This is a genomic window from Streptomyces sp. M41 (assembly GCF_043673425.1).
Lineage (GTDB): Bacteria > Actinomycetota > Actinomycetes > Streptomycetales > Streptomycetaceae > Streptomyces.
In genome coordinates this window covers 20,306-41,381 of record NZ_JBIMKE010000040.1, presented here as the reverse complement: position 1 = coordinate 41,381, position 21,076 = coordinate 20,306, and the positions used below count along the sequence as shown (strand labels likewise).

Here is a 21,076-nt window from a genome sequence, read left to right as displayed (position 1 = left end):
CGGACCGGACGGGGCCCCTGCCGGGGCGTGGAGCGGCGCTCAGAGTTCGAGTCGCTGCCCCGGCACGATCAGATGGGGATCGCCGCCGATGACGGACTTGTTGGCCGCGTAGAGCTGCCGCCAGGTGATTCCGTGCCGGTCGGCGATACCGCTCAACGTGTCGCCCGTACGGACGGTGTAGTCACCACGGGACGAACTGCGCGTCGTACGGCCCGTCGAACGCTCCGGCGTGCGAGCCGGGGCCGACGGGGTCGCCTCGGGCGTCGAGGAGGACGGGGCCGAGCCGGCCGGTGCCGCGGGTGCGCTCCCGTTCGCTCCGGCCCGGGCCGAACAGGTGGGCCACGCACCCCATCCCTGGGCGCGCTGGACCTTGGTGGCCACGGCGATCTGCTGGGCCCTGGTGGCTCGGTCGGCGGTCGGCGCGTAGGCCGTACCGCCGTACGCGCGCCAGGTGGAGCCGGCGAACTGGAGCCCGCCGTAGTAGCCGTTGCCGGTGTTGATGTGCCAGTTGCCGCCGCTCTCGCACTGTGCGATGCGGTCCCACACTCCGCTGTCCGCCGCTGCGGCGTTGCCGGTCGCGGCCAGCAGCCCGAGCGGGGCCAGCAGTGCCGCCCCGGCGAGGGCCGCCGTCGTACGAGTCAGGCTCCCTTGCGGAGCCTTCGGCGCCTTACGAACGTTGTCGTGCGTGGTATCGGCACATTCGGACATGTAGTTCCCTCTCCAAGGACCCGGGGTCCCCCTGGGCGGAACGCCACGGCCCGCGCCATGGAGCGCGGGCGTCGCGCTCGCCCCGTCCGCCCGAGGCCGTACTGCTTGCCTGTCGGTGGTACGGCGGACGTACCCGAGCGGTGCTCGTTGCACACGGCCGAGGAATCTAGGGAGGGGCACCGGCTGTCATCAACCAACTCCTTGTCACGCCAGGCCAGTTCGCAGTTACCGTCGGTATCGGCGATTTTCAGCCACCCACTTCATTCGCTGATTTCCGGATTTGTCGACCAGTCACCGTGACGACCTGTGACCCACTTCACGCCACCAACTCGCTTGCGCTTTCCGGAAGTTGACGGTGAGTGGCCGGTTCCGGACGTCTCGTGACGGTGCGCGTCGGATGGTTCGATTCCGTTCGGTGTCGTGCGTGACTCCCGCCACAGATCCTCCGTTGTCTCCTTCATGAGCCCGGGAGCCGCCCGGTTCACGGGCCGGGAGCCACCCGGCCCCGCCACGCACCACATCCCGAGGGAGCCACCCGTGCCGCGCATGCTCGACGTCAGCGACGAGGTACGTGCCGAGATCGGCGACGAGGAAGCCGACCGGCTGCTCGCCGGAGACAACGCCCCCGGCAGTTACGACTGCACGTCCTGCCGGACCCCGGGCGATTCCGAACAGGAGCGCACCAGCACCGTCCTGTTCATCGGGGACGAGACCGCCGTCCTCGCCTTCGCCCACGCCACCTGCCTGCCCTCGCAGGTCGTCCAGGTCACCGAGGCCCAGCTCCAGGGCGCGGTGAAGTCCATCACCGGCGACCGGGTCGACCTGGAACCGGAGTCGATCGTGCCGGAGCAGGCCGTGCTCGGCGTGACCAGCGGACTGGTCCTGATCGCCGGGGAGTTGCACCCCGCCCTGGTCGTCGAGCCGACCGGGCCCATCGTCCGGCCCGGTGCGGTCGGCGCCGGCGACGACTTCCTGCCGCTGCTCATCGAGCAGGGCTTCATGCCGGCGACGGAGCTGGCCGATGTGCCGCCGGTGCTGCACGGCTGGTCCGTGCTGCTGGCCATGGGGCAGCTGCACGCGGTGCTCCAGCCGGGGCCGGCCGGGGGGCAGCCGGTCGCGTGGTGGCAGGCGCATCAGCCGCTTCAGGTGACCGAGGGCTGGCGGGCCGCGGCGAACAAGCACCAGCAGGTGCTGATGTTCGCGGCGCCGGTGGGCTCCATCGGGCGCCAGCCGCGCGAGGACCTGCTGCGGGACGCGCTGGACAAGGCCGCGGCGAACGGGAAGCTGGTCGCGGCGGCACTGCCCCTCGCGGGGACCTGAGCACCCCGGCGCGCTGCCCACAGCCCGCTGAGCAGGCGATCCCTCGCGTCGGCCGCATCCCTTCCGGTGCCGGGTCGTTTGGACATACGTGCATGCATACGACGTTCCCCGCCTTCAGGGCGGCCCTTCGGCCACGCCCATCTACGACGCGCTCTACGCCGAGTACGTCAAGTCCTTCCGCTCACTGCCGGGTGACCGCAGTGGGGAGGAGGATCTGGGGTTCACCGCGTTCGGGAACATCCAGCGCAGTACGGGCTCGTACGGCGGGCACCGCCCGGGGTCGTTCAGCAGCTCGTACACCGCCTACAGCGCCGGTGCCCACAGCGCCCGCCACGGCAGCGGCCAGCAGCCCCAGTGGCAGCGCGTGGGCCACGTCCAGCAGGGCAACGGGATGCATCATGTCCCGGCCGCGCTGCCACCGGCACGCAGAGGCTGAACACAGGTGAGGGCGGCCCCGGACCCGGGGCCGCCCTCACGTCATGTCCGCCGCCTGCCGCCTACTTCTTCTTGCCGCGCTTCTCTCGCACCCGCACCGAGAGATGGATCGGCGTCCCCTCGAAGCCGAACTCCTCACGCAGCCGGCGCTCGATGAAGCGGCGGTAGCCCGCCTCGATGAACCCGGAGGCGAACAGCACGAACCTCGGGGGCTTGGTGCCGGCCTGGGTGCCGAACAGGATGCGAGGCTGCTTGCCACCACGGATGGGGTGGGGGTGCGCGGCGACCAGCTCGCCCAGGAAGGCGTTGAGCCGGCCGGTCGGGACCCGGGTCTCCCAGCCCGCGAGGGCCGTCTCGATCGCCGGGACCAGCTTCTCCATGTGCCGCCCGGTGCGCGCCGAGACATTCACCCGGGGCGCCCACGCGACCTGGCCGAACTCCGTCTCGATCTCGCGCTCCAGGTAGTAGCGGCGCTCCTCGTCGAGGGTGTCCCACTTGTTGTAGGCGATCACCAACGCACGGCCCGCCTCCACCGCCATGGTGACGATGCGCTGGTCCTGCACGGAGATGCTCTCGGCGGCGTCGATCAGGACGACGGCCACCTCGGCCTTCTCGACCGCCGCGGCGGTGCGCAGCGAGGCGTAGTAGTCGGCGCCCTGCTGGAGGTGGACGCGCTTGCGGATGCCCGCCGTGTCGACGAACTTCCAGGTGACACCGCCGAGTTCGATCATCTCGTCGACGGGGTCGCGGGTCGTGCCGGCCAGCTCGTTGACGACGACGCGCTCCTCGCCGGCCACCTTGTTCAGCAGCGAGGACTTGCCGACGTTCGGGCGGCCGATCAGGGCGATACGGCGCGGCCCGCCGATGCCGGCGCCGCCGAAGGACTGCATCGGCGCGTCCGGCAGGGCCTCCAGGACGGCGTCCAGCATGTCGCCGGTGCCACGGCCGTGCAGGGCGGAGACCGGGTGCGGCTCACCGAGGCCGAGCGACCACAGGTACGTGGCGTCCGCCTCGCCACTGGGGCCGTCGACCTTGTTGGCGCACAGCACCACGGGCTTGCCGGCCTTGCGCAGCAGTCGTACGACGGCCTCGTCGGTGTCGGTGGCGCCCACCTTGGCGTCGACGACGAACACGACGGCGTCGGCGGCCTCGATGGCGAACTCGGCCTGCGCGGCCACGGAGGCGTCGATGCCGAAGACGTCCTGCTCCCAGCCGCCGGTGTCGACGACCTTGAAGCGGCGGCCCGCCCACTCGGCCTCGTAGGTCACACGGTCGCGGGTGACGCCCGGCTTGTCCTCGACGACGGCCTCGCGGCGCCCGATGATGCGGTTGACGAGAGTCGACTTGCCGACATTCGGGCGCCCCACGACGGCGAGGACGGGCAACGGCCCGTGCCCGGCCGCCTCGATGGCGCCCTCGACGTCGGCGAGATCGAAGCCCTCTTCCGCGGCGAGCTCCATGAACTCCGCGTACTCGGCATCGCCAAGCTCTCCGTGGTCGTGCTCCTCGCCCGAGCCGTCGGAGTGGATGTGGTCGTTCATGAAGTCCGTACCTCGTTCATCGTGGTGATCGGTGGACCTGCCGGAGCCTTTGTGCCGGTCTGATCCACTACTCAGTGTCGCCTAGCGACCGGTCAGTCGCCTGGCGTTTTCCAGGTGTGCGGTGAGCTGCTTCTGGATGCGCTCGGTCGCCTCGTCCAGCGCCTTGCGGGTGCGTCGTCCGCTGCCGTCGCCCGCCTCGAAGGGGTCGCCGAAGACGACGTCGACCCGGCTGCGCAGCGGAGGCAGCCCCTTTATCAACCGTCCCCGCCGCTCGGAACTTCCCAGCACGGCGACCGGCACGACCGGGGCTCCGCCGCGCACCGCGAAGTACGCGAGCCCCGCGCGCAGCGAGGCGAAGTCGCCCTCACCGCGGGTGCCCTCCGGGAAGATGCCGAGCACACCGCCGGCCGCGAGGACGCCGAGCGCCCGGGTGATCGCCGTACGGTCGGTGGTGTCGCGGTCGACCTTGAGCTGGCCGATACCCGTCAGGAACGGGTCCAGCGGGCCGACGAACGCCTCCTTCTTGATCAGGAAGTGCGTCGGCCGGGGTGCCACGCCCATGACCATCGGCCCGTCGATGTTGTGGGAGTGGTTGACCGCGAAGATCACCGGACCGGTGGCGGGCACCTTCCAGGCGCCCAGCACCCGCGGCCTCCACAGCCCGTACATCAGGCCGACGCCGATGCGCCGTCCGACCTCGGCACCCCGCGCCGAAGGCAGCTCGCTCACTTCCCGGCCCGCTTCTCCTCGACGAGCGTGACGACGCACTCGATGACCTGCGACAGGGTGAGCTCGGTGGTGTCCACCTCGACCGCGTCGTCCGCCTTGGCGAGCGGCGAGGTCTTGCGGCTGGAGTCGGCCGCGTCACGCTTGATCAGCGCCTCCCGCGTCGCGTGGACGTCGGCGCCCTTCAGCTCACCGCTGCGGCGGGCGGCGCGGGCCTCCGGCGAGGCGGTGAGGAAGATCTTCAGGTCGGCGTCGGGCAGCACGGTGGTGCCGATGTCACGCCCCTCGACGACGATGCCCCGCTCCGACGCGGACGCCAGGGAGCGCTGGAGCTCGGTGATCCGGGTGCGCACCTCCGGCACGGCGCTGACCGCGCTGACCTTGGAGGTGACCTCCTGGGTGCGGATCGGGCCGGAGACGTCGGTGCCGTCGACGGTGATCGTCGGGTGGTCCGGGTCGGTGCCGGAGACGATCTCGGGCTTGCCGGTCACGGCGGCGATCGCGGACGGGTCCTCGAGGTCGATGCCGTTGCTCACCATCCACCAGGTGATCGCCCGGTACTGGGCGCCGGTGTCGAGGTAGCTCAGCCCGAGCTGCGCGGCGACGGCCTTCGACGTGCTCGACTTGCCCGTGCCGGAGGGGCCGTCGATGGCGACAATCACGGGCTTGGCGGCACCGTTTTCCACGGGGGGACACCTTCCTGGTGCGGTGTGGCGGGATGTGCGGGGCGCGAACGTGCCCCGCACAAGGTTACTGGGTACGCGTCACTCGTCCGGCCGCGCGTGGTCCCGCCGGACGGCCCCCGGCGCCACGGGGGCCGCGGGGGCCGCGGTGCCCTACTGCCGGATCGCCCAGCCCCGCTCCCGCAGCGAGGCGCTGAGCACGGGCGCCGCCTTGGGCTCGACCATCAGCTGCACCAGACCCGCCTGCTGCCCGGTGGCGTGCTCGATGCGTACGTCCTCGATGTTGACCCCGGCCCGGCCGGCGTCCGCGAAGATCCGGGCCAGCTGCCCGGGCTGGTCGTCGATGAGCACGGCCACGACCTCGTACACCCGGGGAGCGGCGCCGTGCTTGCCGGGGACACGGACCTGGCCCGCGTTCCCCCGCCGCAGCACGTCCTGGACGCCGGCCGTGCCCTCGAGCCGCTTGGCCTCGTCGGACGACTGCAGGGCCCGCAGCGCTCGCACGGTCTCCTCCAGGTCGGCGGCGACATCGGTGAGCAGGTCGGCGACGGGCCCGGGGTTCGCGGAGAGGATGTCGATCCACATCCGCGGATCGGAGGCCGCGATCCGGGTGACGTCACGAATGCCCTGGCCACACAGGCGGACGGCGGCCTCCTCGGCGTTCTCCAGCCGGGCGGCGACCATGCTCGACATCAGATGGGGCATGTGGGAGACGAGGGCGACCGCGCGGTCGTGGGCGTCGGCGTCCATCACCACGGGCACGGCACGGCAGTGCGAGACCAGTTCCAGGGCGAGGTTCAGCACCTCGGTGTCGGTGTCCCGGGTGGGGGTCAGCACCCAGGGCCGGCCCTCGAAGAGGTCACCGGTCGCGGCCAAGGGGCCCGACTTCTCGCGGCCCGACATGGGGTGCGTGCCGAGGTAGGAGGACAGGTCGAGCCCGAGCGCCTCCAGCTCGCGGCGGGGACCGCCCTTGACGCTGGCCACGTCGAGGTAGCCGCGGGCCACGCCCCGGCGCATGGCGTCGGCGAGCACCCCGGCCACATGTGCGGGCGGGGCGGCGACGATCGCGAGGTCCACGGGGCCCTCGGGCGCCTCGTCGGTGCCGGCGCCGAGCGCCGCCGCCGTACGGGCCTGCTCGGCGTCGTGGTCGGCGAGGTGGACGGCGACGCCCCGCTGGGACAGGGCGAGGGCGGCGGACGTGCCGATGAGGCCGGTGCCGATGACGAGTGCGGTTCTCACTGGGCGATGTCCTTGCGCAGGGCGGCGGCGGCACCGAGGTAGACGTGCGCGATGTCGGCGCGGGGCCGGTCGGACTCGATGTGCGCGAGGACCCGGACGACCCGGGGCATGGCGCCCGCGATGTCCAGTTCCTGGGCGCAGATCAGCGGGACGTCGACGATGCCGAGCTTGCGGGCGGCAGCCGCCGGGAAGTCGCTGTGCAGATCGGGGGTGGCCGTGAACCAGATGCTGATCAGGTCGTCCGCGCTCAGGCCGTTGCGCTCCAGGATCGCGGTGAGCAGGGCACCGACCTGCTCGTCCATGTGGCCGGCCTCGTCACGCTCCAGTTGGACGGCCCCCCGGACCGCTCGTACCGCCACGGCGCTGCTCCTTGCTGAGTACGGATCGGCTCTACGACTGTCCAGCCTAGTCAGCCCGGGGGCGCCCGGCGCACGTCGCCCGCCCGCTGAGACGGCTGCCGCCCCGGTGCAGAGCCGGGTGCCGCGCCGGGTGCCGTCCTGCATGCCGGAACCCGGTCTGCACCGGGCTCCCGCACGCCTCAAATGCACCTTTTCTTGCGCTTCACCCCAGCTTGCTTCTTCTTGGTCGCATTCGATGCGAAGATGCTGTTGCTCCGTCCGGAGCGACTGCCCGGCACCTTCGGAGTGACGACATGACCAACCGTCCGACGCGGCGCACGATCCTCATCGCGACGGGCGCGGCGAGCGCCTCGGCGTTCATCGTGAGCTGCGGCGATTCCGACGACAGCGGCGAGACGGCCTCGCCCACGACCGCCACCCCCGGCCGGGAGCTGACCACCACCAGCGAGATCCCGGTGGGCGGCGGGAAGATCTTCAAGGCCGAGGAGGTGGTGGTGACCCAGCCGGAGCAGGGCCAGTTCAAGGCCTTCTCCGCGATCTGCACGCATCAGCGGTGCACGGTGGGCAGTGTCACGGACGGCACGATCAACTGCCCCTGCCACGGCAGCAAGTTCAGCATCACGGACGGGGCGGTGGAGAACCCGCCGGCGACCCGGCCGCTGCCCGAGAAGAACATCGTGGTGGAGGGAAATTCGATCCGGCTGGCGTGATCCGCCGCGTACGCTCCGGGGCATGCATCCCGAGACCCTGGTACGCGACCACACGATCTACGCCTGTGTGATGGGCTCGCGCGCCTTCGGTCTGGCGACGGACGACAGCGACACCGACCGCCGGGGCGTGTTCCTGGCCCCCACTCCCCTCTTCTGGCGCTTCGACAAGCCGCCGACGCATGTCGACGGCCCCCGTGCGGAGCAGTTCAGCTGGGAACTGGAGCGTTTCTGCGAGCTGGCGCTGCGTGCCAACCCGAACATCCTGGAGTGCCTGCACTCCCCGATCGTGGAGTACGTCGACGACACCGGCCGTGAGCTGCTCGCCCTGCGTGAGGCGTTTCTGTCCCGCCAGGCCCATGAGACGTTCACGCGCTATGCGCTCGGCCAGCGCAAGAAGCTCGAGGCCGACGTCCGCCGCCACGGCGCCCCCCGCTGGAAGCACGCGATGCACCTGCTGCGCCTTCTGGCCGGCGCCCGCGACCTGCTGCGCACCGGACGCCTGACGATCGACGTGGGCGTCGAACGCGAGGCGCTGCTGGAGGTCAAGCGCGGTGACGTCCCATGGGCTCAGTTCGAGTCCCGGATGACCCGGTTGGCGGGCGAGGCCGAGGAGGCCGCCCGGCACAGTCCGCTCCCGGCCGGGCCGGACCGCCGCCGGGTCGAGGACTTCCTGATCCGGGTCCGCCGTGCCTCAGCCCTCCAGCCGGCTCCGTACGAGGAAGGCGTGCAGGGCGTCGTGGACGCTCGGGGCGTCGGGCAGGGCTGAGGCCGCCTGCGCCTCGTCCAGCACACCGTGCAGCCGCTCGACGTCGGCCCGCACGCGCGTGGTCGACATCGGCGGCCCCGTGTTCCTGCTCCGCCTTCGCGGCGATCAGCTCCGGCAGATAGGCGGGGGCGTCGACGTGTCCGATCAGCGTCGGCAGATGCGGCTGCACCTCGTGGCTGCGCATCAGGTGAATGCCGGTGAGCAGCACCCGGAAGGTGTACAGCAGCGGTTTGAGCTCCCCGGTCTTCTCGAACAGCCGCCACTGGGTGCCCGCGAACCCGCGGTAGTGGTGGGCGTGATGACCGGTCAGGACCCCGGGCGCGAGCGCGGCCAGCTCCCGGTGGGCGTCCGTGGTGTGCACGACGAGCGGGGAGAGCAGCTGCTCCAGCACATAGCCGTTGCGGCGCAGCATCAGCCGTACGAACTTGCGCAGGTCGTGCGTGACCAAGTCCATTTCGACGCCGTCGCGCACCCACATCCGTGACCGCGTCTCGTCGGGCTCGCGCAGCCCGACGAGGTCGGCGGCCGGCAGCAGGTGAACGCCGCGCAGGTCCACGTCGGAGTCGCGCGACGGGAAGCCGTACAGATGCGCGCCGGAGACGGTCGCGAACAGCACCGGGTCGGGCTGCTCGGCGACGACGGGCGCGAGGTCGATGTCGAGGGCGTCGATCATCCGTCAAGCGTCCCAGAGTGCGCCGAGGGCCAGCAGATCGCCCCGGTACTCGATCCGGTCGGCCCAGGTCGTGGGCCAGGCGTCGGCTCCCAGCCAGGCACCCGCGAACGCGCCCGCCAGGCAGGCGATCGAGTCCGAGTCACCGGCGGTGCAGGCGGCCCGCCGCAGGGCCGTCAGCGGCTCGTCGACGAACCACAGGAAGCACAGCAGACCGCTCGCCAGGGCCTCTTCGGCGATCCAGCCCTCGCCGGTGGCCTGACAGGGGTCGGTCTCCGGCGAGACGGACCGCACGGCGTCCTGGAGACGGTCCAGGACCCCCAGGCACTCGTCCCAGCCGCGCGCGATGAAGTGCCCGGGGCTCGGGTCCTGGCTGCGGGTCCACAGGTCACCGAGCCAGCGCTCGTGGTAGCGGGTGCGGTTGTCGTAGGCGTACGACCGCAGCAGCCCGACCAGCCCGGTCGGCTCGGCGCCCTGCGCGAGAAGGCGTACGGCGTGCGCGGTCAGGTCGGACGCGGCGAGGGCCGTCGGATGACCGTGGGTGAGGGCGGACTGCAACTGGGCGGCGCCCGCGCGCTGTTCGTCGCTGAGGCCGGGGACGAGCCCGATCGGCGCGACGCGCATGTTGGCGCCGCAGCCCTTGGAGCCGATCTGACTGGCGTCCTGCCAGGGCCTGCTCTCGTCCTTCAGCAGATTGCAGGCGACCAGGCAGGTGCGGCCTGGCGCACGGTTGTTCTCCGGTGACCGGTACCAGTCGACGAACTCCTCCCGCACCGGCCGCTCCAGCCGCTTGGGCACGAGCGTCCCGCGGTCCATCGCCGTCCGCAGCCCTCGCCCGAGCGCCAGCGTCATCTGGGTGTCGTCGGTGACGATCGCCGGTGCCGGCAGCTCCATCTCGCGCCACGGCCCGCACTTGGCGAGGATCGAGGGCACGTCGGCGAACTCGGTCGGGAACCCCAGGGCGTCCCCGAGGGCGAGCCCGATCAGGGAGCCGGTGGCGGCGCGCTTGCGGACGGTGGTCGTGGGCGGGGTCATGCGAGGGGTCCTTCCGGAGTCGGCCGGAGCAAGGGTGGGTGGAGGGCGGTGGCGGTGCCCGCGCGGTACAGCGCCGCCGGTTTGCCGCGGCCTCCGGTGAGGCGGGCGGCGCCGGGGACGGGTTCGACGAAGTCCGGTGTGGCGAGCACCTTGCGGCGGAAGTTGGGCCGGTCGAGGGCCGTGCCCCACACCACCTCGTAGACGCGCTGGAGCTCGCCGAGCGTGAACTCGGGCGGACAGAAGGCGGTCGCGAGGCTCGAGTACTCCAGCTTGGCGCCGACGCGGTCGTGGGCGTCGGCGAGGATCCGGTCGTGGTCGAAGGCGAGCGGCCCGGCCCCGGCGTAGGGCACCCAGCGGGCCTGTGCGGCGTCGCTGCCGCCGCGCGGTTCGGGCGGGTGGGGCAGCAGGGCCGTGAAGGCGACGGTCACGACCCTCATGCGGGGGTCGCGGTCGGGCTCGCTGTAGGTCCGCAGCTGCTCCAGATGCAGCCCGGAGACGTCCGACAGGCCGGTCTCCTCGGCCAGTTCACGCCGGGCCGCCGTCTCCGCCGACTCGTCCGACTGCACGAAGCCACCGGGCAGCGCCCAGTGACCGCGGTAGGGCTCCTGTCCGCGCTCGACGAGCAGGACGTGCAGGACGCCCTCACGGATGGTGAGGACGGCGAGGTCGGCGGTGACGGCGAAGGGCTCGTACGCGTACTTGTCGTAGTCCATCGCGTCGTAGGCCGTCGTGTCGTGGCCCCTCGTGTCGTGGCCCATGCGAACCCACCCTCTTAATAGTCAACTCGACCATAAATAGGGCGGATGCACGGCCGCAACCCCCTGCCGCAACCTTCTGTCACTCGGGGAGGCAGGCGCGCCTGCCCAGGTAGGCGAGCAGCCGCACATCGGGACCGGCCCACTTCGGTACGGCGACCGGTTCACCGAACCGCACGCCCCGGTCCGCCTCGCCGACCGCGTACCGCGCGACGGGCAGCAGATCGGCCGCGAGCGCGTCGGGCAGTGGCCGCGGCCGGCCTCCGGCCTGGGCGACGTCCCATCCGTGCACGGCGATCTCCACGGCACCCACGGCGGCCATCGTCCGCACATCCAGCGCCCGATCCCCCACCAGCGCCGACTGCCGCGGCCCGGACGCCCAGGCGCCGAGAACCGCGCACGCGCGCGTGCGGAAGCCGCAGGCCCGGTCGGCGCGGGGGAACAGCCCGATCCGCCCGCCGGTCAGGCCCTCGTACAGGGCGTCCAGCGAGTCGTCGAGATGCCCCAGCAACTCCCCCAGATCCCACTGGGCGCATGGCGTCCCGCGCCCCAGCCCCGCGGCCTCCACGCCGGCGACGCTGCCCAGCGCATAGCCGAGCGACCGTTCCAGCAGCTCCCCGCAGTCCATGCCCGTGGTCGTGTCCATCCCCGCTCCCTCCGTCGTCGATACAGACCGACGCGGCGGCGAAAACACATCGGCCGGCCCCGGATCGGATCCGGGACCGGCCTGCACGCGCGTGCGTACACGGGCGGGACTACAGATCGACTTCCTGCATCAGCATCCCGACCTCGGTGTTCGACAGCCGTCGCAGCCAGCCGGACTTCTGGTCGCCGAGGGTGATCGGCCCGAAGGACGTACGCACCAGCTTCTCGACGGGGAAGCCCGCCTCCGCCAGCATGCGGCGCACGATGTGCTTGCGACCCTCGTGCAGGGTGACCTCGACCAGATAGTTCTTACCGGTCTGCTCGACGACCCGGAAGTGGTCGGCGCGCGCGTACCCGTCCTCCAGCTGGATGCCGTCCTTGAGCTGCTTGCCCAGGTCGCGCGGGATCGGGCCCACGATGGCCGCCAGATAGGTCTTCTTGACGCCGTACTTGGGGTGGGTGAGGCGGTGGGCCAGCTCGCCGTGGTTGGTGAGCAGGATGACACCCTCGGTCTCGGTGTCGAGCCGGCCGACGTGGAACAGTCGCGTCTCGCGGTTGGTGACGTAGTCGCCGAGGCACTGACGGCCCTCGGGGTCCTCCATCGTGGAGACGACACCGGCGGGCTTGTTCAGCGAGAAGAACTGGTACGACTGCGTGGCGACGGTCAGGCCGTCCACCTTGATCTCGTCCTTCTCGGGGTCGACGCGCAGGCCCTGCTCGGTGACGATCTCGCCGTTGACCTCGACACGCGCCTCGTCGATCAGCTCCTCACAGGCACGCCGGGACCCGTAGCCCGCGCGCGCGAGCACCTTCTGGAGCCGCTCGCCCTCCTGCTCGGCGCCGGGGAAGGTCTTGGGGAGCTTGACGTCCTCCTTGCCCGCGTACCGCTCGCGGTTGCGCTCCTCGGCCCGCGCCTCGTACTCACGCGAGCGCGCCGGCGCCGTACGGCCGCGACCGCCCTGCTGGGACTGCTTGGGCCCGCCCTTGGCACCGCCGCGCGCGGAGGCGCCCCGCCCCGACTTCGGGCCGTCCTTCGTCGCCCCGGGGCCCACGTCGTAGCGGCGCTCCTCGGGACGGGGCTTGCGCGGACGGCCGCCCTGGCCGCCCTGCTTCTGGTCCCTGTTGTTGCCGGCACCGCGGTGGTTACCGCGCCCGCCGCTCTTGCCGCTGCCGCTGCCGCTGCTTCGCATCAAAGTTCCGTCTGGTCGTCTACGTCGTCGGTGCCCCGGGGGGCCGGGGCGCCCGGACCGTCATCGGGAGCGTCCGGGTCGAACGACGGCACCCCCTCCTGGGTCTCGGCCTCGATCGCCTCCGCCTCCGGGAGGAAGGGCGCGAGCTCCGGGAGCTCGTCCAGACCCCGCAGGCCCATCCGCTCCAGGAAGTAGTTCGTCGTCCTGTACAGGATCGCACCTGTTTCGGGTTCCGTGCCCTCCTCCTCGACCAGTCCGCGCTGAAGGAGGGTCCGCATGACACCGTCGCAGTTGACTCCGCGTACGGCGGAGACGCGGCTGCGGCTGACCGGCTGGCGGTAGGCGACCACCGCGAGGGTCTCCAGGGCGGCCTGCGTGAGACGGGCCGTCTGGCCGTCCAGGACCAGGCGCTCCACGGCCGCCGCGTACTCGGGGCGGGTGTAGAAACGCCAGCCGCCCGCGACGAACCGCAGCTCGAAGCCCCGTCCCTGCACGGCGTACTCGTCGGCAAGCTCCCGCAGGGCGTCGGCGATCTGCCGGCGCGGACGTTCCAGGAGCTTCGCCAGGCGCTCCTCGGTCGCCGGCTCGTCCACGACCATGAGCATCGCCTCGAGGGCGGGCTTGAGGTCGAGGTCGGCCACGGTACGCAGCCCTGCCGGAAGCTCGGTGGTCTGCTCGCTCACGCCTTCTTCTCCTCCTTCGGCAGCTCCGGGGGCCGGTCGAACTCGTCGGTCACCCTGGGCGTCTCGTCCCCGTCCCCGCCGGTCCAGCGGACCAGGAGCTCCCCGAGCGCCGTCTCCTGGTCGAGGGCCACGGCCTTCTCCCGGTACAGCTCCAGCAGCGCGAGGAAGCGCGCCACGACGGTGAGGGTGTCGTCGGTGTCCTCGACGAGGGCGCCGAAGCTCGCCTCGCCGAGTTCCTTCAGCCGTGCGACGACGATGCCCGCCTGCTCCTGCACGCTCACCAGCGGGGCGTGGATGTGGTCGACGTACACCTGCGGCTTGGGCTTGGGCTGCATCGCCTTGACCGCGAGTCTGGCGAATCCTTCCGCCCCGATGCTGATGACGACCTCGGGCAGCAGCTCGGCGTGGTGCGGCTCCAGTCCGACGGTCCGTGGATAGCGCCGGGCCTCGTCGTCCAGCCGCCGGCTGAAGATGTCGGCGATCTGCTTGTACGCCCGGTACTGGAGCAGCCGCGCGAACAACAGGTCCCGGGCTTCGAGGAGGGCCAGGTCACCCTCGTCCTCGACTTCGGCCGCGGGCAGCAGGCGGGCCGCCTTGAGATCGAGCAGGGTGGCGGCGACGACCAGGAACTCGGTGGTCTCGTCCAGGTCCCAGTCCGGCCCCAGCGCCCGGATGTGCGCCATGAACTCGTCGGTCACCTTGGACAGCGCGACCTCGGTGACGTCCAGCTTGTGCTTGGAGATCAGCTGGAGGAGCAGATCGAAGGGCCCCTCAAAGTTGGAGAGGCGGACCTTGAAGACACCGCCGGGCTCATCGACCTGAGCCGCCGGGTCCGGTACGACGGGTTCCGGCTCCGGTACGACGGGTTCCGGCTCCGGTACGACGGGTTCCGGTACCAGGGGCCCTGGCTCCGGTACGACGGATTCCGGTTCCGCGACCTCGTGCTCCGGTTCCGCGACCTCGGGTTCCGGCTCCGGCTCCGGCTCGACCGTGCGCGGTTCCGGCACGACACGTTTCGGTACCGCTTGGAGGGCCTCGGGTTCCGCTACGGCGACCTCGAGTTCCGGCTCCACCGGCGGAGCCATCGGCGTCGCGCCCGGCCCCCGCCCCAGCGCACGCCGCCGGCCGCCGGAGGTACCGGCGCCAGGGACGGGAACGTTGTTCGAGGTCATAGCCCCCGCAGGCTACCGCTACCGCCCGCGAAGCCGTCGTACGAGGATGCTGGCGTCTCCTCGGGTCTCCAGATCGGCGAGCACCACGGCCACCGCCTCGCGGACGATCCGCCCGCGGTCGACGGCCAGTCCGTGCTCGCCCCGGAGCACCAGGCGCGCGTGTTCCAGATCCATGAGCTCCTCGGCCGACACATACACGGTGATCTTCTCGTCGTGCCGTTCGCGGCCACTGGGACGGCGCGAGGCCGAACGCCCCCGCTTGCGCGGCTGAGCGGCGGAGCCGGGCCCGCCGGCGGCACCCGCGGACGGGCCGCCAGAACCTTCCTGCGCGCCCTGGCGGCGAGCGGAGCGCTCGGCCCGGCTGCGCGACTCCCCGGCGTCGACGGACTCCGCGTCGGCCGCCACATGTTCCGCGCCGTCACCGTCGCCGCCCTGCGCGGGCACCGACTGCGGCGCGTCCTCGGCGGCGGCAGCGGCGTCGCTCTCCCCCGCGGGAGCCGGCACCCGGGCCTCGCCGTTGGCCGGGCGCCGGGGAGTGGACGGCTGGAGCGCCGTACCCCCTGTCGTGCGGAACAGTTCGTCGGCCCCCGGCAGACTCACTCGGCGTGACACCGGGCGAGCACCTCCCTGGCGAGCTGACGATAGGCGGCGGCACCGACGGAGTTGGAGGCGTACGTGGTGATCGGCTCACCGGCGACCGTGGTCTCCGGGAAGCGGACCGTGCGCCCGATGACCGTGTGGTAGACGTGGTCGTCGAACGCCTCGACGACACGCGCGAGCACCTCACGGCTGTGCACGGTGCGCGAGTCGTACATCGTGGCGAGGATCCCGTCGAGCTCCAGCTCCGGGTTCAGCCGCTCCTGGACCTTCTCGATGGTCTCGGTCAGCAGCGCCACACCGCGCAGCGCGAAGAACTCGCACTCGAGCGGCACGATCACCTTGTGCGCGGCCGTCAGCGCGTTGACGGTGAGCAGGCCGAGCGAGGGCTGACAGTCGATCACGATGAAGTCGTAGTCGGGCAGCAGCGGCTTCAGGGCCCGCTGGAGCGTCGACTCGCGCGCGACCTCGCTCACCAACTGGACCTCGGCGGCGGACAGATCGATGTTGCTGGGCAGCAGGTCCATGTTGGGGACCGCCGTCTTCAGGAGCACCTCGTCGGCCGACATGCCCCGCTCCATGAGCAGGTTGTAGACGGTGAGGTCGAGCTCCATCGGGTTGACGCCGAGGCCGACCGAGAGCGCGCCCTGAGGGTCGAAGTCGACGAGCAGCACCCGGCGTCCGTACTCCGCGAGCGCGGCACCCAGGTTGATGGTCGACGTGGTCTTGCCGACGCCGCCCTTCTGGTTGCACATCGCGATGATCTTCGCGGGACCGTGGTCGGTCAGCGGACCCGGGATCGGGAAGTACGGCAGCGGGCGTCCGGTCGGGCCGACGCGCTCGCGGCGCTGCCGGGCGGCGTCGGGCGCGAGCGTGGCCGCGTACTCCGGGTCGGGCTCGTACTCCGCGTCGGGGTCGTAGAAGTGCCCTTCGGGCAGTTCGTCGTAGTCGGCGAAGTGGTTGTGGGGCGCGCCACTTCCGTCGCCGGCCATGGCGTTCACGTGATGGCCATCCATGCTCTGGTTTGCTGACAGAGCCGTGTGGGGGCTGGTCTGGCTCTGCTGGGCTGCGAAGGTTCGGACAGCGACGGAGCCGACAGCCTCGAATCCCGCGGGACCCTGGCCCCGTACAGGCATTCCTGGTTGACCACCCCCGGGAGAAAATGTCGACTCATTCACAAGTCGTCTTACCTCCTTGGTGACCAGGAAATTTCTAGACAGGTCAGCGTGGCACCATGCCGACGGTTGGCGACTCTATGGCGTGTCGGCGGTCCGCAGCAACACAATCCGCCACACCGGGCAGATGTGTCGACAATGAAACATCCCGCTGTCAAGGGCGTACGGCCGTCGCACAGCAGGTTTCACCGGTGTGCGAATCGGTCGAAGGGTTGCGTTCGAGGCGAGTTGACCGAGAGTCGCAAAGTGACCATACACACATCCGGCCGGACCTTTTCGGGCAAGGTCCGGCCGGGTGCGTACGGTTGACGACTCGTGTTGACGTATCGCCTTTACCAGAAAGTGACTTAGCGGAACGGCTCAGCCGAGCAGCGAGGTGAGCTCCACGTGCTCCAGGCCGTGCGCCTCCGCCACCTCGCGGTAAACCACCTTGCCGTCATGCGTGTTCAGGCCCCGGGCCAGCGCGGGGTCACGGCGCAGCGCCTCGGCCCAGCCCTTGTTGGCGAGCTCGACGATGTAGGGCAGCGTGGCGTTGGTGAGCGCGTAGGTCGAGGTGTTGGGCACCGCGCCGGGCATGTTGGCGACGCAGTAGAAGACCGAGTTGTGGACCGGGAAGGTCGGCTCGGCGTGCGTCGTGGGACGGGAGTCCTCGAAGCAACCGCCCTGGTCGATCGCGATGTCGACAAGGACACTTCCGGGCTTCATCCGGGAGACCAGCTCGTTGGTGACCAGCTTGGGGGCCTTGGCGCCCGGGATGAGCACGGCGCCGATGACGAGGTCGGCCTCCAGGCAGGCCTTCTCCAGCTCGAGGGTGTTGGAGACGACGGTCTGGATCTTCGTACCGAAGATCTTGTCGGCCTCCTTGAGCTTGTTGATGTCCTTGTCGAGCAGGGTCACGTGGAAGCCCATGCCGATGGCGATCTGCGCGGCGTTCCAGCCGGAGACACCGCCGCCGATGACGACGGCCTTGCCGGCGAGCACGCCGGGGACTCCGCCGGGCAGCACACCGCGCCCGCCGTTGGCGCGCATCAGGTGGTAGGCGCCGACCTGCGGGGCCAGCCGGCCCGCGACCTCGGACATGGGGGCGAGCAGCGGCAGGGCGCGGGAGGGCAGCTCGACCGTCTCGTAGGCGATGGCCGTGGTGCCGGACTCGATGAGGGCGTCCGTGCACTCCTTGGAGGCGGCCAGGTGCAGGTAGGTGAAGAGCGTCTGGTCCTTGCGGAGGCGGTGGTACTCCTCGGCGATGGGCTCCTTGACCTTCAGCAGCAGGTCGGCGGTGGCCCAGACCTCGTCGGCGGTCGGCAGGATCTGCGCTCCGGCGGCCACGTACTCGGCATCCGGGATGGACGAGCCGATACCGGCGCCCTGCTCGATGACGACCTGGTGGCCGTGGCGTACCAGCTCGAGCACGCCGGCGGGGGTGATGGCCACCCGGAACTCGTTGTTCTTGACCTCGCGGGGGATGCCGACCTTCACGTCGATCACGGTCCTTGACTCAGGGGGTGTGGGGCATTGCAAGACATATCCAGGCATGCGGGGGCACACCAGGAGACACCGCAGGAGAAGGTGCGGCAGAGCCAGTCTAATGAAGGTGTTCCCGCTGTCTAGCCTTTCATTGCATCAATCTTCAGCGGATGCACTACGGATTTCGCAGGCGTTAGAGTCGGCTTCCGGCTCGAAAGCGTCTTGCTCGGGCCCGGACCCGGCCACATCGAGCTCCTCAGGCTCCTCTCCCAGCATCCGCCCGGCGGCGCTCCGGTGCAGCTGCGCCGCCGCGGGATCGCCCAGGTGCTCCAGGGTGTCGGCGAGCCGCAGATACAGCGCCGCCTGCAACCGGGGGTCCTCGGCACGCCGCGCCCAGTCCACCGCCTCCTGGCAGGTGCGCAGCGACTCCTCGGGGCGCCCCGCGTACTCCTGGACCCGCGCCAGCTCACTCAAGGCCCGGGCATGCCCGGCGACATCGCCGTTCTTGCGGTGCCCGGCGATCGCGGCCCGCCAGTTGCGCATCGCCTCGCCGTAGCGGCCCGCGAAGGTGTGCGCGGCGGCGATACGGCCGTACAGCCTGGCGGCGTCCGCGCGCTCGCCGCGGGCCAGCCGCTGGGCCAGCGCCCGGCCGAACCAGTCGGCCGCCCGGTCGTAGTCCCCGAGCTCCAGGTGGGCACCGCCTACGGATTCCATCGCGCGGCCGGCCGCATAGGGGTCCTCGGCCTCCCGACCGGCGTCCAGCGCGGCCCGGTAGCGCACCAGGGCCGCCCGGGTGCGCCCCGTCCGGGCGTCGACGTCCCCGAGGTTCAGCAGGGCCGCGGCCTTCTCGCGGGGCAGGTTCTGCCGCTCGGCCACGTCCAGGACCAGGCCGTGGATGTCGTACAGATCACCGGCGGCGGCCTGGGTGCCGACATGCACGACCAGCGCCCTGACCAGCTGGGACATCAGGCGTCGGGCGAGGGTGTCCAGCTCCCCGTCGGCGACCGCGGCGCGGGCCGCGGCCAGCAGGGCGGGCCTGCGGATGCTCAGCCAGTCCGCGGCGGCCCTGGGGTTGGGAAAGCGCAGGGCGCGGGGCATCTCCAGGAGCTTCTGCCGGGTCTCGGGGCTGTCCGTCTCGGTGATCGCCCGGCAGGACTGCAGCAGCCGTACCGTGCGCTCCAGCATCCGGGCGTAGGCGAGCTGGAGCTCGGCGGGGCGGTCCTGGCTCTCGGTGAGCGCCTTGAGGTGGGGGTGGAGGCAGGCCGGCACCTGGTACTGCGGCAGCGGGGAGTCGACGGCGCGCAGGAGGCCGAGCAGGACCAGTTCGTCCAGCGTGGTGCGGGCGCCGTCGACCGAGGAGCCGGCGAGGGCGGAGGCGACGTGCGGGTCGACGAAGCCGCCCGGGGCGAGACAGAGCAGGCGCAGTATCCGGGCGGCGGTGGTCGGCAGGGCCCCGTGGACGAGCCGGAACATCCGGGCGAGCGGTGCGCCCTCCTCGCCCTCGGCGCGTAGGTGCTTGGCGAGGTCGGCGACGGTCGACTTGGGGCGGGCGGCGAGCCAGCCGGCGGCCAGCACCAGGGCGGCGGGCTGCCCCTGGCAGACCTCGACCAGGCCCTCGGCGGAACGCGGGTCGACGGTGATGCGGACCGAGCCGGCCCGCCGGGACAGCAGCTCGACGGCCGACTTGGTGTCCATGCCGCCGAGCGTGCAGGGCCGTACGTCCGAGATCCCGGTGAGCGGCCCGCCGGAGACGGCGACGACCAGGCACCCGGGGCTGTCCGGCAACAGGGCGTCGACCTGCTCCGCCTCGGCGGCGTCGTCCAGCAGGAGCAGCACCCGGCGGTCTGCCAGGGCCTTGCGCAGGGACGCCGTGAGGTCGTCCTCGGCGGCGCCGGGCGGGGTCGGCCGGTCCAGGGCGGCCAGCAGCTCACGGGCGACCCGGCCGACCGGAACGGGGGTGCCGTCGGGTTCACTCAGCCGGGCGCGCAGCACACCGTCCTCGTAGCGGTCCGCCACCTGCCGTACGAGTTCCTCGGCGAGCGCGGTGCGGCCCGAGCCGGGGCGGCCCGCGATGAGCAGGACGCGCGCGCGTGGCGCCTTGCGTCCGGAGAGGGTGTCCAGGCCGGCCCGTTCGATGTCGGCGCGCAGCTCCTTCAACTCACGCGTCCGGCCCAGGAATTGGTAGTCGGCCGAGGAATGCGCCGACACCTTTACGCCGCCTGTGTCCACCACCTGATCCGTCACGGGCCACGCTCCCGTCCCACCACACGCACCGGCCCGCCGGGACTCCGGTTCGGGCGTGTTCAGAGCCTAGTTCACGCTCTGCTACGTTCCGTGCGGAGCACGGCGGACGGGTCCCCCGATCGGATCAGCCGATCTTCACACCGGAGGGGGTATGTGGGGTCGTCCGAGTGCGATGCGCGGTGGTCGAGTGCGATGCGCAGCGGTCCGAGTGTGATGCGGACGTGCCGGCTCGGGCGGCCGCCTTCAGGAGTCGAAGGGGCGCGCCGGCCAAGGCGCCTCCGCCGGGCGCAGCGCGTCGAGGCCGTCGCCGTTCCTCGCGGCGACCAGTGACAGGACGCCCACGACGAGGCAGTTGTTGTGCAGCTCGCCCGCGAGCACGCCTCGGACGAGCTCGTCGACCGGCACGCGCGCGTGCTCCATGTCGGCCTCCTCGTCCTCCACCTCGAAGCGCTCCCCGTCCGCCTCGGACAGATCACGGGCGAGGAAGATCCGTACGGCCTCGTCGCAGCCGCCGGGAGTCGTGTACACGTCCGTCAGCACCCGCCAGTCCTCGGCCTTGACGTGCGCCTCCTCGTACAGCTCGCGCTGGGCGGCGTGCAGCGGGTTCTCACCGGGGACGTCGAGCAGTCCGGCCGGGATCTCCCACAGCTTGTGCCGTACGGGGTGGCGGTACTGCTTGATGAGCAGGACGCGGTCCTCGGCGTCGAGGGCGAGGACGGCCACCGAGCCGGGGTGGACCTGGTAGTCGCGGTGCACCACCGAGCCACCGGGCATGACCACGTCGTCCGTGCGGACGGAGGTCTTGTTGCCCACGAAGGGGGTGTCCGTCGCCCGGATCTCCCACTCCTGCGGGGTGTCCTTGATCGTCATGCCCTGCCCTTCCACACGCTTTCAAAAAGAACCCGCCAAAGGAAAACCGGGGTGCCCACCTTTGAAGGTTTGCACCCCGGCCACCGTAC

At 71.4% G+C, this 21,076-nt stretch carries 21 protein-coding genes and 1 pseudogene; 4 read left to right on the top strand and 18 right to left on the bottom strand.

From position 1 onward, the window contains the following. Positions 1-39: 39 nt before the first annotated feature. Entirely contained in the window at positions 40-708 is a 669-nt protein-coding gene (locus ACHBTE_RS32770) for a transglycosylase family protein (protein WP_394728813.1), read from the bottom strand. Positions 709-1,245: 537 nt separating this feature from the next. On the opposite strand from ACHBTE_RS32770, the gene ACHBTE_RS32765 reads away from it, so the two are divergent. Together ACHBTE_RS32765 and ACHBTE_RS32760 are read left to right on the top strand one after the other, a co-directional pair. Next, the gene (locus ACHBTE_RS32765; RefSeq protein ID WP_394728811.1) at positions 1,246-2,028 is read left to right on the top strand and encodes a hypothetical protein; all 783 of its coding nucleotides are present in this window, start codon (positions 1,246-1,248) and stop codon (positions 2,026-2,028) included. An 88-nt stretch (positions 2,029-2,116) separates the two neighbouring features. Further along, on the top strand, positions 2,117-2,464 hold the full coding sequence (locus ACHBTE_RS32760) for a hypothetical protein (RefSeq protein ID WP_394728809.1): 348 nt from the start codon (positions 2,117-2,119) through the stop codon (positions 2,462-2,464). A 61-nt stretch (positions 2,465-2,525) separates the two neighbouring features. Here the strand turns inward: ACHBTE_RS32760 and der are convergent, their stop codons facing one another. The 5 genes from der to aroH form a co-directional block, all read right to left on the bottom strand. Further along, positions 2,526-4,004, bottom strand: a complete 1,479-nt coding sequence (gene der / locus ACHBTE_RS32755; RefSeq protein WP_394728807.1) for a ribosome biogenesis GTPase Der — start codon at positions 4,002-4,004, stop codon at positions 2,526-2,528. Positions 4,005-4,085: 81 nt separating this feature from the next. Beyond that, positions 4,086-4,673 carry a lysophospholipid acyltransferase family protein gene (locus tag ACHBTE_RS32750; RefSeq protein WP_394728859.1) on the bottom strand — a complete coding sequence of 196 codons (588 nt, stop codon included), beginning with the start codon at positions 4,671-4,673 and terminating at the stop codon, positions 4,086-4,088. A gap of 56 nt (positions 4,674-4,729) precedes the next feature. Further along, a complete protein-coding gene (cmk, locus tag ACHBTE_RS32745) occupies positions 4,730-5,416 on the bottom strand; it encodes a (d)CMP kinase (protein ID WP_394728805.1) in 687 nt (228 codons plus the stop codon). Positions 5,417-5,566: 150 nt separating this feature from the next. Beyond that, complete coding sequence (locus tag ACHBTE_RS32740) at positions 5,567-6,652, bottom strand: prephenate dehydrogenase (RefSeq protein WP_394728803.1); 1,086 nt, start codon at positions 6,650-6,652, stop codon at positions 5,567-5,569. Beyond that, positions 6,649-7,011, bottom strand: coding sequence for a chorismate mutase (gene aroH / locus ACHBTE_RS32735; protein WP_394728801.1), 363 nt, complete (start codon positions 7,009-7,011; stop codon positions 6,649-6,651). The genes ACHBTE_RS32740 and aroH overlap by 4 nt, the downstream gene beginning before the upstream one ends. Positions 7,012-7,304: 293 nt before the next feature. Between aroH and ACHBTE_RS32730 the strand changes: the two genes are divergently transcribed. Next, complete coding sequence (locus tag ACHBTE_RS32730) at positions 7,305-7,721, top strand: Rieske (2Fe-2S) protein (RefSeq protein WP_394728799.1); 417 nt, start codon at positions 7,305-7,307, stop codon at positions 7,719-7,721. A 22-nt stretch (positions 7,722-7,743) separates the two neighbouring features. After that, complete coding sequence (locus ACHBTE_RS32725) at positions 7,744-8,487, top strand: DNA polymerase beta superfamily protein (RefSeq protein WP_394728797.1); 744 nt, start codon at positions 7,744-7,746, stop codon at positions 8,485-8,487. Here the strand turns inward: ACHBTE_RS32725 and ACHBTE_RS32720 are convergent. The 12 genes and pseudogenes from ACHBTE_RS32720 to ACHBTE_RS32665 form a co-directional block, all read right to left on the bottom strand. Further along, positions 8,413-9,160: pseudogene (locus tag ACHBTE_RS32720) on the bottom strand (DNA polymerase beta superfamily protein). The gene ACHBTE_RS32725 and the pseudogene ACHBTE_RS32720 sit on opposite strands and share 75 nt — an antisense overlap. A 3-nt stretch (positions 9,161-9,163) precedes the next feature. Further along, positions 9,164-10,192, bottom strand: coding sequence for an ADP-ribosylglycohydrolase family protein (locus ACHBTE_RS32715; RefSeq protein WP_394728795.1), 1,029 nt, complete (start codon positions 10,190-10,192; stop codon positions 9,164-9,166). After that, positions 10,189-10,905 carry an NUDIX domain-containing protein gene (locus ACHBTE_RS32710; RefSeq protein WP_394728857.1) on the bottom strand — a complete coding sequence of 239 codons (717 nt, stop codon included), beginning with the start codon at positions 10,903-10,905 and terminating at the stop codon, positions 10,189-10,191. Before ACHBTE_RS32710 ends, ACHBTE_RS32715 begins: the two co-directional genes overlap by 4 nt. Before the next feature lie 124 nt (positions 10,906-11,029). Beyond that, complete coding sequence (locus tag ACHBTE_RS32705; protein ID WP_394728793.1) at positions 11,030-11,593, bottom strand: TIGR03086 family metal-binding protein; 564 nt, start codon at positions 11,591-11,593, stop codon at positions 11,030-11,032. 109 nt (positions 11,594-11,702) lie between these two features. After that, complete coding sequence (locus ACHBTE_RS32700; protein ID WP_394728791.1) at positions 11,703-12,782, bottom strand: pseudouridine synthase; 1,080 nt, start codon at positions 12,780-12,782, stop codon at positions 11,703-11,705. Next, positions 12,782-13,465 (bottom strand): SMC-Scp complex subunit ScpB, encoded by a 684-nt coding sequence (scpB, locus tag ACHBTE_RS32695; RefSeq protein WP_394728789.1) that lies wholly within the window; start codon positions 13,463-13,465, stop codon positions 12,782-12,784. The genes ACHBTE_RS32700 and scpB overlap by 1 nt, the downstream gene beginning before the upstream one ends. Further along, a complete protein-coding gene (locus ACHBTE_RS32690) occupies positions 13,462-14,637 on the bottom strand; it encodes a segregation and condensation protein A (RefSeq protein ID WP_394728787.1) in 1,176 nt (391 codons plus the stop codon). The genes scpB and ACHBTE_RS32690 overlap by 4 nt, the downstream gene beginning before the upstream one ends. Positions 14,638-14,655: 18 nt before the next feature. Continuing rightward, positions 14,656-15,249 (bottom strand): hypothetical protein, encoded by a 594-nt coding sequence (locus ACHBTE_RS32685; RefSeq protein ID WP_394728785.1) that lies wholly within the window; start codon positions 15,247-15,249, stop codon positions 14,656-14,658. Then, positions 15,234-16,370: a ParA family protein gene (locus ACHBTE_RS32680; protein WP_394728783.1), complete on the bottom strand. Its 1,137-nt coding sequence runs from the start codon at positions 16,368-16,370 to the stop codon at positions 15,234-15,236. The genes ACHBTE_RS32685 and ACHBTE_RS32680 overlap by 16 nt, the downstream gene beginning before the upstream one ends. Before the next feature lie 399 nt (positions 16,371-16,769). Further along, positions 16,770-17,894, bottom strand: a complete 1,125-nt coding sequence (gene ald, locus ACHBTE_RS32675; protein WP_394728781.1) for an alanine dehydrogenase — start codon at positions 17,892-17,894, stop codon at positions 16,770-16,772. Between the two features lie 135 nt (positions 17,895-18,029). After that, a complete protein-coding gene (locus ACHBTE_RS32670; protein WP_394728779.1) occupies positions 18,030-20,117 on the bottom strand; it encodes a tetratricopeptide repeat protein in 2,088 nt (695 codons plus the stop codon). Positions 20,118-20,360: 243 nt separating this feature from the next. Beyond that, positions 20,361-20,987: an NUDIX domain-containing protein gene (locus ACHBTE_RS32665; RefSeq protein ID WP_394728777.1), complete on the bottom strand. Its 627-nt coding sequence runs from the start codon at positions 20,985-20,987 to the stop codon at positions 20,361-20,363. Positions 20,988-21,076 lie beyond the last annotated feature (89 nt).